Here is a 14,408-nt window from a genome sequence, read left to right on the forward strand (position 1 = left end):
CGTGTCAGCTGACAGATGCAGCGTTCAACGCTGCCAATCGCTCGGGCGTGCCCACATCGGTCCACGCGCCACTGAAGAGCGACGCACTTACCGCGCCATTGTCCATGGCGGCACGCAACATGGCGGCCAGCGGGGCTTTCACGCCTTCCGGATTTCCTGCGGGGATAGGACACCAAGCCGCTTCGAAGAAAGCACGCTTGTAAAGCGCGATGGTGCTGAAGGTGTAGCGCGACATCTCTTGGCCTGCTGCGGCAGTGGCAATAACAGGCGCATCAGCGCTTGTTGCGACCGCCAGCTTCGGTAAATTCAAAGCCAAGCCCTCGGCAGACAAACCAAAGTCGCCGCCTAGGTTGTGTTCGGGGTTGGGGACCAGCCAAATGTGAGCGAGTTGGGGGCTGGCTGTGAAGCGCGCATAGGCCTCAGGCGCAAACACAAAGTCTGGGGCAAACACATCGCCCGCAGCCACCCAAAACACATCTGCCAACTGGGGCAAGGCACGGGCAATGCCACCTGCTGTTTCCAATGCGCCGCCAAAGTCCACGCCTTCTTGCGAATATTGGAGGTGCATGGGCGCAAGGCCGTTGCTTTCAAACACCTCACCAAAGTGCTGAGGAATTTGCTCGCCCAGCCAAGCCGTGTTGATGACCAAGTTTTCTACGCCGCCGCGCTGCAGGCCTTGCATGGCCCATTGCATCAGGGGTTGGCCGCGCACGGGCAGTAGCGGCTTAGGCGTGGCATCGGTGAGGGGACGCATGCGCTCACCACGGCCTGCTGCCAAAAGTAGGCCCGTGGCAAGGCCTGACGCAGAGCCAACAGGCGAAGTTGAAGGGGCTGAAATGAGGTGTTTTGTCATCACGCCGCAGTGTAGCCAGCCCCGCCGCTGGGTATTTATGAAACATCTGTCACGCGTGGTCAGCCAGCGGTAGGCAGGCTCGCTAAAATCGTGGTTTTCCCTCACACCCCATCGGAGCCGCCTGACATGGCAAACACCCAACAAATGGCCAGCGCAATTCGCGCCTTGGCAATGGACGCTGTACAACAAGCCAACTCAGGACACCCCGGCGCGCCCATGGGCATGGCCGACATGGCTGTCGCTTTGTGGGGCGACCACCTGCGTCACAACCCCAAGAACCCACAGTGGTTGAACCGCGACCGCTTTGTGCTGTCCAACGGCCACGGCTCGATGTTGATTTACGCGCTGTTGCACCTCACCGGCTACGACTTGCCGATGGACGAGTTGAAAAACTTCCGCGTATTGCACAGCAAAACCGCTGGCCACCCCGAAGTGGGCGTGACCCCTGGCGTCGAAACCACCACCGGCCCCTTGGGCCAAGGCATCACCAACGCGGTGGGCATGGCGCTGGCTGAAAAGCTGTTGGCGTCTGAGTTCAACCGCGAAGGCCACGACATCGTCGACCACCACACCTACGCCTTCATGGGCGATGGTTGTTTGATGGAAGGCATCAGCCACGAAGCGTGCTCACTCGCAGGCGCTTGGAAGCTGAACAAACTCATCGCCTTGTACGACGACAACGGCATCTCCATCGACGGCCAAGTGGCCCCTTGGTTTGCCGACAACACGCCTGAGCGCTTCAAGGCCTACGGCTGGCAAGTCATCGGCCCCATCGACGGCCACGATGCTGCTGTGGTGAGCCAAGCGATTGCCACCGCCAAGCTGAGTACGACCAAGCCCACCTTGATCGTGTGCAAAACCAGCATCGGCAAAGGCAGCCCCAACCGCGCTGACACGGCCAAAGCCCACGGCGAACCCTTGGGCGCCGACGAAATCGCCTTGACCCGCGCCGCCATCGGCTGGAACCACGCCCCGTTCGACATGCCCAAAGAGGTGTACGCCGACTGGAACGCTGCTGCCAAAGGCAAGGCCCAAGAAGCCGAGTGGAAAGCCGCTTTCGCCGCCTACAAAGCTGCACACCCCGCCTTGGCCAAAGAACTGCTGCGCCGCATGGCGGGCGAGTTGCCCAAGAACTTTGCACAAACCGTGGTCGACACCGTCATCGGCGCCCACACCAAAGCCGAAACAGTGGCCAGCCGCAAGGCCAGCCAATTGGCCCTGGAAGCCTTCACCGCCGCCTTGCCCGAACTCTTGGGTGGCAGCGCTGACTTGACCGGCTCCAACCTGACCAACACCAAATCCACCCCCAACCTGCGCTTTGACTTGGCAGGGAACGTGGTGAAGAACGAAGCTGGCCAAGGTGGCCGCCACATCAACTACGGCGTGCGCGAATTTGGCATGGCCGCCATCATGAACGGCGTGGCTTTGCACGGTGGCTTCATCCCATACGGCGGCACGTTCTTGACGTTCAGCGACTACTCTCGCAACGCCATCCGCATGGCCGCGCTGATGAAGCAACGCATCATCCATGTGTTCACCCACGACTCCATCGGTTTGGGCGAAGACGGCCCTACCCACCAGTCCATCGAACACGCTGCCTCGCTGCGTTTGATTCCTAACCTCGACGTGTGGCGTCCTGCGGACACAGCTGAAACTGCTGTGGCTTGGGCTGTGGCTTTGCAAAACAAAAATAAGCCCACCGCGTTGTTGCTGAGCCGCCAAAACCTGCCTTACTTGCCCAAGGGCGACGTGGTGGCCACCAAAGCCACCGAAGCCGCTGGCGACATTTCGGGCTTGGACGCCATCAACAAAGGCGCTTACGTGCTGGCCGAGCCAAGCGAAGTCGGCATCAAGAAAAAGGCGCAAGCCGTCATCTTGGCCACCGGCTCTGAAGTGCAACTGGCCATGAAAGCGCAAGCTTTGTTGGCCGAGCGCAAGATTGCCGTGCGCGTGGTGTCTGTACCCAGCACCACTACTTTTGACCGCCAAAGCGTGGCTTACAAAGCTGCCGTGTTGCCAGCAGGCGTGCCCCGCATTGCGGTGGAAATGGGCTCGACCGATGGCTGGTGGAAATATGGCGTGTCGGCCGTGGTCGGCATCGACACCTACGGCGAATCAGCCCCTGCGCCTGTTTTGTTCAAACACTTCGGTTTCACGCCAGAAAACGTGGCCGACACCGTTCAAGCCGCGCTGCAAAAGCAGGCTTGAGCCACCTAGGTTTTTAACTTCCTCCTCAAGGCTCCACATGACCATCAAATTAGGTATCAACGGTTTCGGCCGTATCGGTCGCCTGGCTTTGCGCGCTGCGCTCAAGCATGGCTACACCGACATCCAAATCGTCGGCATCAACGACCCCAAACCCGCCGACTACTTGGCTTACATGCTCAAGTACGACAGCGTGCACGGCCGCTTTGATGGCACGGTGGAGCACACTGACGACGCGCTGATCGTCAACGGCAAAAAAATCAAGCTCTCACATGAGCGCGATGCACACAACCTGCAGTGGGGCGAGATGGGCGTTCACACCGTGCTCGAATGCACCGGCCACTACTTGACCGAACCCACCAGCCAAATGCACATCGCAGCAGGCGCAAAGAAGGTGGTCATTTCCGCCCCGTCTAAAGACAGCATCCCCATGTTCGTCTACGGCGTGAACCACAAGAAATACGCGGGCGAGGCCATCGTGTCCAACGCCTCTTGCACCACCAACTGCTTGGCCCCCGTGGTCAAAGTGTTGAACGACAAATGGGGCATCAAGCGCGGTTTGATGACCACCGTGCACGCTGCCACAGCCAGCCAAGCCACCGTGGACAGCTCGTCACGCAAAGACTGGCGCGGCGGTCGCGGTATTTTGGAAAACATCATCCCGTCCAGCACAGGCGCAGCCAAAGCCGTGGGCGTGGTGATTCCAGAAATCAAAGGCAAGATCACTGGCATGGCCTTCCGCGTGCCGACCTCTGACGTGTCCGTGGTCGACTTGACCGTTGAGCTGACCAACGAAGCCAGCTACGCTGAAATCTGCGCTGAAATGAAAGCGCAAAGCGAAGGCGCGCTCAAAGGCGTGTTGGGCTACACCGACGAAAAAGTGGTGTCCACCGACTTCCGTGGTGAGCCATGTGCTTCGGTGTTTGATGCCACCGCCGGTATCGCGCTGGACAAGAACTTCGTCAAGATCGTCGCTTGGTACGACAACGAATGGGGCTATGCCAAGCAGTGCTTGGAAATGGTTCGCGTGGTGGCGAAGAAGAAGTAAGACTTCCAAGCCTTGCGATACAAAAGCGCCTTCGGGCGCTTTTTCTTTGCCTGCTGCTTTCGTTAGGTAAAAAAAATACATAAATTATCTTGAAATCATGTAACAAAGTTTCATAGAATTGAACCATCTAAGGAGACTGACATGACCATCAAAATCGGCATCAACGGCTTTGGCCGCATCGGACGCATGGTATTTCGCGCCGCCATTCAAAACTTTCACGACATCGAAGTTGTCGGCATCAACGACTTGCTAGAGCCCGACTACTTGGCCTACATGCTCAAGTTCGACAGCGTACACGGCCGCTTCCAAGGCGAGGTGTCGGTGGACAACGGCCACTTGATCGTCAACGGCAAAAAGATTCGCCTCACCCAAGAGCGCGACCCCGCCGCATTGAAGTGGAATGAGATTGGCGCCGACGTGGTGGTCGAAGCCACCGGTCTTTTCCTAGACCAAGCCACCGCCGAAAAACACTTGGCCGCAGGCGCGAAGAAGGTGCTGCTGTCAGCCCCCTCCAAAGACGACACACCCATGTTTGTGTATGGCGTGAACCACACGACTTACGCGGGCCAGCCCATCATCTCCAACGCGTCCTGCACCACCAACTGCTTGGCCCCTGTGGCCAAAGTGTTGAACGACAAATGGGGCATCAAGCGCGGCCTGATGACCACGGTGCACGCCACCACCGCCACGCAAAAAACGGTGGACGGCCCGAGCAACAAAGACTGGCGCGGTGGCCGCGGTATTTTGGAAAACATCATTCCCTCCAGCACGGGTGCAGCCAAAGCGGTGGGCGTGGTGATTCCTGCCGTCAAAGGCAAGCTGACGGGCATGTCATTTCGCGTGCCGACGTCGGACGTGTCGGTCGTCGACTTGACCGTTGAGCTGAACAGCGAAGCCACCTACAAAGAAATTTGTGCGGAAATGAAGGCCCAAAGCCTTGGCGCTTTGAAAGGCGTGTTGGGTTACACCGAAGAAAAAGTGGTCTCCACCGACTTCCGCGGCGAGACCTGCACCTCGGTGTTTGACGCGGACGCAGGCTTGGCATTGGACGGCACGTTCATCAAGATCGTCAGCTGGTACGACAACGAATGGGGCTACTCCAACAAGTGTTTGGAGATGGTGCGCGTGATCGCCAAATAAGCCACACCGGCACCTTGCGTGCCGAGTGTTTCAAACAACGTCGGTGCTCAAAAAGCACTGGCGTTTTTTATTGCGCGCTGAATGCGGCTGGCGCTGTCACAGCAGAAGCAGGCTCACTGGGTACCGCGACTTGTTCGGCAGCACCGTGTGGCTTGCCGTGCGTCTCTGGCGCTTCTGTGCCAAACAACACCAGCAGACCCAACACCACAAACACCGCCGCGCTGATGCGGTGGACCCAGGTGAGCGGCACGAGTCGCGTGATGCGCTCGCCAAACCACACCACCGGCGCGTTGGCCAGCATCATGCCCAGCGTCGTGCCCGCCACCACCCACAACCACGACTGATATTCAGCGGCCAACATCACGGTGGCAATTTGTGTTTTGTCGCCCATCTCGGCCAAGAAGAAGGCAATGACCGTGGTGCCAAACACGCCAAACTTAGGCTGCACATCGGCGTCATCGTCGTCCAACTTGTCGGGCACCAACATCCACGCAGCCATGGCCAAGAACGACACGCCCAACACCCAACGCAACACGTTGGGGCCCATGAGACTGGTCACCCATGCGCCCAACCCACCAGCCAAAGCGTGGTTGGCCAGCGTGGCCACCAAGATGCCCCACACGATGGGCCAAGGCTTGCGAAAACGTGCCGCGAGTACCAGTGACAAAAGTTGCGTCTTATCGCCCATTTCGGCGAGGGCGACGATGCCCGTTGAGATCAAAAATGCTTCCATATGGCAATCGTACCGCGCGTCGTTTTTCAAATCACTCGCACCATTTGGTGCATTTTTTGCTTACATCCGGTGCAAATGAAAAAATAGGTGCAAAAACGCACCAAAACAAGACAAACCTTCCAAGGATAGATTTATGGACGCACACAAACAGGGCGCAGATGCTTTGTTCATTCTGCTCGGGGCCATCATGGTGCTTGCCATGCATGCAGGCTTCGCATTTTTAGAACTGGGCACAGTTCGCCGCAAAAACCAGGTGAATGCGCTGGTGAAAATTTTGGTGGACTTCTGTGTCTCCACCATTGCCTACTTTGTGGTGGGTTACGGCGTGGCTTATGGCGCAAGCTTCATGATCGGCGCTGAGTCGTTGGCCGACAAAAACGGCTACGAGCTGGTGAAGTTCTTCTTCCTGCTGACATTTGCGGCGGCCATTCCCGCCATCATCTCGGGCGGTATTGCGGAACGCGCCAAGTTTTGGCCACAACTGATTGCCACAGCAGTCATTGTTGGTTTTGTGTATCCCTTCTTCGAGGGCATTGCTTGGAACCAGCATTTCGGGTTTCAAGCGTGGCTCAAAGCATTGACCGGTGATGAGTTCCACGATTTTGCGGGTTCCGTGGTGGTTCACGCCGTAGGCGGCTGGATTGCTTTGCCCGCCGTGTTGTTGCTCGGTGCGCGTAGCAACCGCTACCGCAAAGACGGTGCAATTTCTGCACATCCCCCTTCGAGCATTCCATTCCTCGCTTTGGGCGCATGGATTTTGATCGTGGGCTGGTTTGGCTTCAACGTGATGAGCGCACAAACCCTCGACAAAATTTCGGGCCTTGTGGCGGTCAACTCATTGATGGCGATGGTGGGCGGCACGTTGGTGGCGCTGATTGCGGGCAAGAACGACCCAGGCTTTGTGCACAACGGCCCCTTGGCGGGTTTGGTCGCAGTGTGTGCGGGCTCTGATTTGATGCACCCCATGGGCGCCTTGGTGGTGGGCGCTGTGGCAGGTGGCATTTTTGTGGTGATGTTCACGCTCACCCAAAACAAGTGGCGCATTGACGATGTGTTGGGTGTGTGGCCTTTGCATGGCTTGTGCGGCACATGGGGCGGTATTGCAGCTGGCGTTTTTGGCACGCAAGCGCTCGGTGGTTTGGGCGGCGTCAATCTCACGGCGCAGTTGGCGGGCACAGCGCTCGGTGTGGTGTGGGCATTGATCAGTGGTTTTGTGGTGTACGGCGTGCTGAAGATGACGCTCGGTTTGCGCTTGAGCCAAGAGGAAGAATTCGAAGGCGCGGACTTGACGATTCACAAGATCACAGCGTCTCCAGATCGAGAAGCCAGCTGGTAAGGCGGCACGATTTGTCGTTTTTCGGGTATGAATCCTGTTAAATACAGGTAAACGCTTGGTTATTTAGGTAACTTGTGCTCCATAATGGTCGCAACCTTGTAAATGCTCGTCATGGGCAAGGTTGTATTTGGTGATCGGTCAGTTTCGGTTCGGGACTCCATCGCTTTGTTTTTGTGTTTTAAGGAGTCCCTTTCATGGGCAATAAACTGTACGTCGGCAATTTGCCGTATTCGGTACGCGACAGCGATCTTGAGCAGTCTTTCGGACAGTTCGGTTCTGTGACTAGCGCCAAAGTCATGATGGAGCGCGACACTGGTCGCTCTAAAGGTTTTGGTTTCGTCGAGATGGGCAGCGATGCCGAAGCTTTGGCAGCCGTCGAAGGCATGAACGGCGCACCTTTGGGTGGTCGTAGCCTCGTGGTGAACGAAGCTCGCCCAATGGAGCCACGTCCTCCCCGCACCGGCGGTTTCGGTGGTGGCGGCGGCGGCTACGGTGGTGGCGGTCGTGAAGGCGGCGGCGGTGGCGGCGGTTTCCGTAGCCCCTACGGCGGCGGCGGTGCTGGCGGCGGTCGTCGTGAAGGCGGCGGTGGTGGTCGCGGCGGTTTCGGTGGTGGCAGCAGCTACTAATCGATCTGCTTCACTGCAAATCAAAAGGCTCCCTCGGGAGCCTTTTTTCATGGGCGCTTGAATGCGCTTATTTTTTTTCTTTGGGCGGCTGCAATGTGCCGCGCACACGCCCAGTGAGCTGCATCAAACGATCTAAATTGTCGTAGTCCATGCCATCTGCTGTAAATCGATCGCCTGCGCCACGGACCAAAACAACTGGCAAGTGCGAACGGACTTGTTCGGTATTGGCAAACAAGTGCAAGAAATCACTTTGCAATTCGCTGCGCGGCGTCACCACACCTTGGGCGTCGGTGCTGGCTTCACGAACGACCACCGCTTTGTCAAACAACTGCGCCTCCGAACCATCCGCATTGATGAGGCCACGCGCAGCCACGGCGGTGGTGATGCGGCCTTCGGCACCCACGATGCGAATGCGTGGCTGGTCGATTTCTAAGGTATCGGTATCGGGGTAGTGACGACCTTCAATACCCATCATTTCGCTTTTGAGTTTGCCGTTTTCGCCAAACACCTTGACTGAAAAATCTCGCATGAAATAGTCTGGGACATGGCGCGGTGCGGCTTCGAGCTCTGGCTCACCCATGGTGGGCGTGTTGCGCACCAGCCAATAGGTGGTCATGGCCATCACGCCCATGAGCAACAGCGGTAGATACACCGCCAAGCGGTCCCACACACGGCGGACGCGCAGCACCAACGACACAGGGGCAGCCGTGCTCATGCGAGATAACCTCTTAGCAACTCGGCGTAACGGCCACTGGCCACCAGCAACAAGTCGCAAAACTCGCGCGCAGCACCGTGCCCGCCTTCGCGTTGCGTCACATAGTGCGCAACTGCTTTCGCTTCGATGTGTGCGTTGCTGGGGGCGCAAGCAAAGGCCGCGCGTGTCATGACAGCCAAGTCGGGCCAGTCATCGCCCATGTGTGCGGCTTGTGACCAATCCAGGCCCAGCTCGTTCAAGATTTCTTGCGCGGCGGGCGCTTTATCTTCAGTGCCATAACGCACGTGCGTGATGCCCAAGGCCTTGAGGCGCGCACGCAAAGGCGCACTGTCGCGACCCGTGATGACTGCGGGTGTGATGCCCACTTTTTGCAGCATCTTCAAACCATGGCCATCCAGGGTAGAAAAGCGCTTGATGGTTTCGCCGCTCTCGGTAAACAGCAAACCACCGTCGGTGAGCACGCCATCCACGTCAAAAAATGCAACGCGTATGCCTTGTGCGCGCAACAGCAGCGCGGGTTCAAAATTCAACGCAGGGGTAAAGGTATTCATCAAATGACTTTCGCGCGCATCAGGTCGTTGGTGTTGATCGCGCCGCACAGGGTGCCTTTTTCGTCCACCACCAAAACGCTGGTGATGCGGTGCAGCTCCATCAACTCAGCGGCTTCAGCAGCCAATGCCCCTGAACGCACCGTGCGTGGGTTGGCGTGCATGACTTGCTGCGCGGTGAGTTGACGCATGTCGGTGCCTGTTTCAATCAAGCGGCGCAAGTCCCCATCGGTGAAGATGCCCAACACTTTTTTGTTCGCGTCCACGATGGCCGATGCGCCCAAACCTTTGGCACTCATCTCGCGCATCAAGTCACTGAAGGTCGCTGTGGGCAACACGCCTGGCACGGCGTCACCGCTGCGCATCACATCGCTCACATGCGTGAGCAAACGGCGGCCCAAGGCGCCGCCGGGGTGTGAACGGGCAAAGTCTTCGGCCTTGAAACCACGCGCATCCAGCAGCGCAACGGCCAAGGCGTCGCCCATGGCCATTTGTGCGGTGGTGCTGGCGGTGGGTGCCAAGTTGAGTGGACAGGCTTCTTTGAGCACGCCTGTGTTGAGCACGATGTCCGCATGGCTGGCAAGCGTGGACTGAGCGCCGCCGGTGAGCGCCACCAGAGGAACGCCTTGACGTTTGAGCACAGGCAGGATGGCAGCGAGTTCATCGCTTTCACCGCTGTTGGAAATGGCAATCACCAAATCCGAATCTTTGACCATGCCGAGATCGCCATGGCTGGCTTCGGCGGGATGCACAAACATTGCGGCAGTGCCTGTGGAGGCCAAGGTCGCGGTGATCTTGCGACCCACATGGCCGCTTTTGCCCATGCCCATCACGACCACGCGGCCTGTGACTTTGAGGATTGCACGCACGGCTTGCACGAATGAGGGCGACAAGCCTTCGCGCAAGTGCCGCACAGCGTCTGCCTCGATGGTGAGGGTGTCATGGGCCAGCTGCAAAATGCGCTGGTCGTCCACCTGCGCAGCAGGGCTGGCGACGTGAGCATGGGTTTGGGTCATGCGCACATTTTATCGGTGGGGTGGACTTATTTGCCGATGCAGAAGCTAGAGAAGATCACGCCCAATAAGTCATCCGAAGTGAACTCACCCGTAATGGCGTTGAGTGCGTTTTGGCTCAAGCGCAGTTCTTCGGCCAACAAGTCCAGTGCGGGCACTTGGGCCTGGAGACTGGCATTGGCCAACATGAGGTGTTCGTCCACCTCGTGCAGGGCTTGTACGTGGCGCTCACGGGCCATGAACATGCCTTCGGCACCGCCCCCTTGCCAACCCACCAGATGCAGCAGTTGTTGGCGCAGCGCGGGCAGGCCGTCGCCTGTCTTGGCCGACAGGGTGAGGTGTGTGGCTTGTTGCTGGCTATCAGCGGTGCCTGCTTGGCTTGGCAGCGTTGCAGCCATGCTTTTCGCATCGGCTTTGTTCCATAAGTGCAAGACCGGCACATGGGCGTCTAGTTTGCCTTGCAATGTTTGTTCGATTTGCAGATCGGCTGCGGCATAAGCCGCATCGTCTTTGCGCGTCAGATCGTGCAAAAAGAGCACGGCATCGGCTTTGCCAATTTGGTCCCATGCGCGGGCAATGCCAATGCGCTCGACCTCGTCCACATCGGGGTGCTCACGCAAACCGGCGGTGTCCACCACATGCAAAGGTACGCCATCAATTTGAATGGTTTGCTGCACCACGTCTCGGGTGGTGCCCGCAATCGGCGTGACGATGGCCAACTCTGCGCCCGCCAAGGCGTTGAGCAACGAGCTTTTGCCAGCGTTGGGCTGGCCCGCAATGACCACGCGAATGCCTTCGCGCAACAGCGCACCTTGTTTGGTTTGCGCCATCACACGCGCAAGGTTGTGTTGCAAGCGGTTGAGCTGGCCTTGCGCGTCGGCTTGCTTCAAAAAGTCGATGTCTTCTTCTGGAAAATCCAACGTGGCTTCAACCAACATGCGCAAGTGGATGAGCGCATCACGTAACTGATGAATTTCGTTGGAGAACGCCCCCGCTAACGAACGGCTGGCACCGCGCGCTGCCGCTTCGGTGCTGGCATCAATTAAATCGGCCACCGCTTCGGCTTGGGCCAAATCGAGCTTGTGGTTCAAAAATGCACGCTGGGTAAATTCACCGGGCTGCGCCAAGCGCAAGCCCCCAAGCAAAGGCTTGCCGTGTTCGTTCAACGAAGCCGCGACGCGCAGGCAACGCGCCAGGATAAGTTGCAGCACCACTGGGCCACCATGTGCTTGCAGCTCCAACACGTCTTCGCCGGTGTAACTGTTCGGGCCTGGAAAATGCAAGGCCAGCACATGGTCTATGGGCGCGCCGGTTTCATCTGGCAACGGCATGTAGGTGGCCTCACGCGGTTTGAGTCCGCGACCACACAAAGCCAGAATCAAAGCGCCGAGGTTTTTGCCGCTCACGCGCACAATGCCCACGGCCCCTCGACCGGGTGCGGTGGCGATGGCGATGATGGGGGCGTCGTGTTGAGCAAGCATGGCTAGATTGTCCAGAAAAAAACCCGCCAACCGATGAAGGAGGCGGGTTTTTGATTGACCAAGTTTCTACGTTAGAACTTAGGCAAGTTGAATTGCGGTGGCACGCCCATGCGAATGTTGATGAGCCATTGCTGTGCAATCGACAACACGTTGTTGGTGATCCAATACAAGACCAAGCCTGCAGGGAAGAAGAAGAACATCACGCTGAAAGCCAGCGGCATGATCCACATCATCTTGGCTTGCATGGGGTCTGGTGGTGCGGGGTTCAATGCAGTTTGCAGCAACGTTGTCAATGTCATGAACAGTGGCAAGATGAAATAAGGGTCTGGTGCCGACAAGTCGTGAATCCAACCCACCCAAGGTGCGTTGCGAATTTCAACGGTCGACAACAACACCCAGTACAAAGCAATGAACACGGGGATTTGCAACGCGATAGGAACGCAACCACCCATGGGGTTGACCTTCTCTTCGCGGTAAATCTTCATCATCTCCACTTGCATTTGTTGCGGGTTGTCTTTGAGACGCTCGCGCATTTCCATGATTTTTGGATTGATGGCTTTCATCTTGGCCATGCTTTGGTACGCATGAGCGTTCAACCAGTAGAAGGCCGCTTTGAGCAAAACCACCAAGCTGACAATCGACCAGCCCCAGTTACCCAAGATGTTGTTGAGCTGATGCAGCAACCAGAACAAAGGCTTGGCCAAAATGGTCAACCAACCGTAGTCCTTGACCAACTCCAAGCCAGGGTAGAGCGCTTCGAGTTTTTTCTCTTCTTGTGGGCCGGCATAGAACGTGGCGGCCACGCTCTTGGTTTGACCTGGCTTGATCGCTTCCAAAGGCGCAATCAACGTCACGCGGTAGCAGCAATCGGCCATGGTTGAACCAATGTCGACCGCGTCGATAGAGATGTCACGGTTCATGCCATCAGGCAAGATCCATGCGCTCGCGAAGTAATGCTGCACCATGGCGATATAGCCGGTGCTGGCTTGTTTTTCAACATCTACTTTTTTCTTTTTGATGTCGGCAAACTCCACCTTTTGGTACTTCTTGGCTTCTGTGTAAATCGCAGGGCCCGTGAAGGTGGAATAAAACGAGGACTCGCCTGCAGGCTTGTTGCCATCGCGGACCAATTGGAAATACAACTGCGGTGCCACGTCTTGAGTGCCCGTGTTCACGATGTCGTGTTTCACAGCCATGTCGTACGCGCCACGCTTGACGGTGTAGGTCTTGACCAACTTCACGCCGCCTTGTGCGGCCGACTCAAACGTGATGGACAACTCGTTGTCACGGTCTTTGAGTTGGCGAGCGCCTGGGCGAACGGTCATCAAGGTCTTGTGTGTGGGCAATGCAACGCCTGGGGTGCTGGCAATCAGACCCGTTTGTGCGGTGTAGATGCGGTCTTTGCTGTCGTCCAACAACACAATTTTGTGACCCGGCTTTTGCTCGTCTTCATGCTTGAGCAACTCGGCACGGACCAACGTGCCGCCTTCGGTGTCGAAGCTGAGTTTGAACAAATCGGTTTCAACTTGAACCAACTCTTTGCTGGCAGCGCGTGTTTCAACCACTGGCACAGCCACCGTACCTTGCGGCACAACAGCCGCTGGTACGCCCGCCGCTTGCGGTGCGGCAGCCGAAGCTGCTGCCACTTGCGCTTGCTGCGCAGGTGTTGGGAAAAATGTGGCTTTGTGACCGTTGTGAACTTGCCATTGGTCCCACAGAAGGACCATGGAGAAGCCAAAGATCACCCACAAAATGGTGCGGCGAATGTCATTCATGAAGTTTTCTTTCCGGAGTTGGAAGAGGTCAAAGAGGTAAACAAAGCGGGAGGTACGGGGTCATGTCCACCCACACACCAAGGATGGCAACGCGCTAAGCGACGCAATGTCAGGTAGCTGCCACGCGCGGCACCATGAACTTCTAAAGCTTGCAACGAATACACAGAGCACGTCGGTTCAAATCGGCACGAGGACCCCAACCACGGGCTGAGGAACAAGCGGTACCCACGCACCAACGCCATTAAAAATGACTGCATCATGGTGTACTCACTCTGCCAAACAATTGTTTGAGCTCTTCACGCACCGTTTGCTTGAGTGCATCCGAAGACGCGCTGACAAACTTTTGTGCGTTAAATGTTGCGCGTAACCGAACCACATAGGCGGTGGGCATCAAGCCTTTTTCAAAGTCACGCGAAACCGCATGAATTTGACGTCGAATTAAATTGCGCGTGACCGCGCGCTTAGCCCAACGCTTGGGCGTCAACGCACCCATCATCAAGACGCCATCGACAAACAGGGTCGGGGCTTCTTCAAACCCAGACCCTGTAGAGGCTTTGGCAGACGGTTGCCACTGGTGCAGCACAAAGTGCGGCGTACGTGCAACAGAACCTGCCGACATGACGGCCTGAAATTCTGACCACTGTTTCAGACGTTCCACGGCGCTTGGGTCGCGGGCCTGTTCAGCGGTCAAAAATTAGACAGCCAGACGCTTGCGACCTTTAGCGCGACGTGCGTTGATCACAGCGCGGCCACCGCGTGTTTTCATGCGGACCAAGAAGCCATGGGTACGGGCGCGACGGGTTTTAGAAGGCTGGTAAGTGCGTTTCATGATTTTTCCAAAAAGCTAAGCCCTGAGAGATCAGGGAAACCAATGATTATCTCAAACTTTTCGCCCCCTTGCAGACTTTTATCCACACTCTTTTTAGCTTTGCTTT

The 14,408-nt window shown here is 57.2% G+C and carries 14 protein-coding genes and 1 pseudogene; 5 read left to right on the plus strand and 10 right to left on the minus strand.

The window, feature by feature from the left end; genetic code table 11:
- Positions 1 to 4: 4 nt before the first annotated feature.
- The gene (locus QMG15_RS12880) at positions 5 to 853 is read right to left on the minus strand and encodes a nucleotidyltransferase family protein (protein ID WP_281788912.1); all 849 of its coding nucleotides are present in this window, start codon (positions 851 to 853) and stop codon (positions 5 to 7) included.
- 126 nt (positions 854 to 979) lie between these two features.
- Between QMG15_RS12880 and tkt the strand changes: the two genes are divergently transcribed.
- The 3 genes from tkt to gap (QMG15_RS12895) all read left to right on the plus strand — a co-directional run bounded on the left by tkt (position 980) and on the right by gap (QMG15_RS12895) (position 5,246).
- Positions 980 to 3,061, plus strand: a complete 2,082-nt coding sequence (tkt, locus tag QMG15_RS12885; RefSeq protein WP_281788913.1) for a transketolase — start codon at positions 980 to 982, stop codon at positions 3,059 to 3,061.
- Positions 3,062 to 3,098: 37 nt separating this feature from the next.
- A complete protein-coding gene (gene gap / locus QMG15_RS12890; RefSeq protein ID WP_281788914.1) occupies positions 3,099 to 4,106 on the plus strand; it encodes a type I glyceraldehyde-3-phosphate dehydrogenase in 1,008 nt (335 codons plus the stop codon).
- Between the two features lie 141 nt (positions 4,107 to 4,247).
- Complete coding sequence (gap, locus tag QMG15_RS12895) at positions 4,248 to 5,246, plus strand: type I glyceraldehyde-3-phosphate dehydrogenase (RefSeq protein ID WP_281788915.1); 999 nt, start codon at positions 4,248 to 4,250, stop codon at positions 5,244 to 5,246.
- A 178-nt stretch (positions 5,247 to 5,424) separates the two neighbouring features.
- Here the strand turns inward: gap (QMG15_RS12895) and QMG15_RS12900 are convergent.
- Positions 5,425 to 5,979, minus strand: a pseudogene (locus QMG15_RS12900) (TMEM165/GDT1 family protein); the annotation flags it as partial.
- 133 nt (positions 5,980 to 6,112) lie between these two features.
- Between QMG15_RS12900 and QMG15_RS12905 the strand changes: the two are divergent.
- Positions 6,113 to 7,315: an ammonium transporter gene (locus tag QMG15_RS12905; protein ID WP_281788916.1), complete on the plus strand. Its 1,203-nt coding sequence runs from the start codon at positions 6,113 to 6,115 to the stop codon at positions 7,313 to 7,315.
- A gap of 194 nt (positions 7,316 to 7,509) precedes the next feature.
- A complete protein-coding gene (locus QMG15_RS12910; RefSeq protein ID WP_281788917.1) occupies positions 7,510 to 7,941 on the plus strand; it encodes an RNA-binding protein in 432 nt (143 codons plus the stop codon).
- Between the two features lie 67 nt (positions 7,942 to 8,008).
- Here the strand turns inward: QMG15_RS12910 and lptC are convergent, their stop codons facing one another.
- From lptC to rpmH, 8 genes are all read right to left on the minus strand, one after another.
- Entirely contained in the window at positions 8,009 to 8,656 is a 648-nt protein-coding gene (lptC, locus tag QMG15_RS12915; protein WP_281788918.1) for an LPS export ABC transporter periplasmic protein LptC, read from the minus strand.
- Positions 8,653 to 9,207 carry an HAD hydrolase family protein gene (locus QMG15_RS12920; RefSeq protein WP_281788920.1) on the minus strand — a complete coding sequence of 185 codons (555 nt, stop codon included), beginning with the start codon at positions 9,205 to 9,207 and terminating at the stop codon, positions 8,653 to 8,655. Before QMG15_RS12920 ends, lptC begins: the two co-directional genes overlap by 4 nt.
- The gene (locus QMG15_RS12925; RefSeq protein WP_281788922.1) at positions 9,207 to 10,220 is read right to left on the minus strand and encodes a KpsF/GutQ family sugar-phosphate isomerase; all 1,014 of its coding nucleotides are present in this window, start codon (positions 10,218 to 10,220) and stop codon (positions 9,207 to 9,209) included. Before QMG15_RS12925 ends, QMG15_RS12920 begins: the two co-directional genes overlap by 1 nt.
- Before the next feature lie 26 nt (positions 10,221 to 10,246).
- On the minus strand, positions 10,247 to 11,698 hold the full coding sequence (gene mnmE / locus QMG15_RS12930) for a tRNA uridine-5-carboxymethylaminomethyl(34) synthesis GTPase MnmE (protein WP_281788923.1): 1,452 nt from the start codon (positions 11,696 to 11,698) through the stop codon (positions 10,247 to 10,249).
- A gap of 71 nt (positions 11,699 to 11,769) precedes the next feature.
- Entirely contained in the window at positions 11,770 to 13,473 is a 1,704-nt protein-coding gene (gene yidC / locus QMG15_RS12935; protein ID WP_281788924.1) for a membrane protein insertase YidC, read from the minus strand.
- Positions 13,470 to 13,733, minus strand: a complete 264-nt coding sequence (gene yidD / locus QMG15_RS12940; RefSeq protein WP_108359474.1) for a membrane protein insertion efficiency factor YidD — start codon at positions 13,731 to 13,733, stop codon at positions 13,470 to 13,472. The genes yidC and yidD overlap by 4 nt, the downstream gene beginning before the upstream one ends.
- Positions 13,730 to 14,164, minus strand: a complete 435-nt coding sequence (locus tag QMG15_RS12945; RefSeq protein WP_281788926.1) for a ribonuclease P protein component — start codon at positions 14,162 to 14,164, stop codon at positions 13,730 to 13,732. The genes yidD and QMG15_RS12945 overlap by 4 nt, the downstream gene beginning before the upstream one ends.
- Positions 14,165 to 14,167: 3 nt before the next feature.
- Positions 14,168 to 14,302, minus strand: a complete 135-nt coding sequence (gene rpmH / locus QMG15_RS12950; protein ID WP_005798102.1) for a 50S ribosomal protein L34 — start codon at positions 14,300 to 14,302, stop codon at positions 14,168 to 14,170.
- Between the last annotated feature and the right edge of the window lie 106 nt (positions 14,303 to 14,408).

The sequence above is a fragment of the Limnohabitans sp. INBF002 genome, from assembly GCF_027924905.1.
Classification (GTDB): Bacteria; Pseudomonadota; Gammaproteobacteria; order Burkholderiales; family Burkholderiaceae_C; genus Limnohabitans.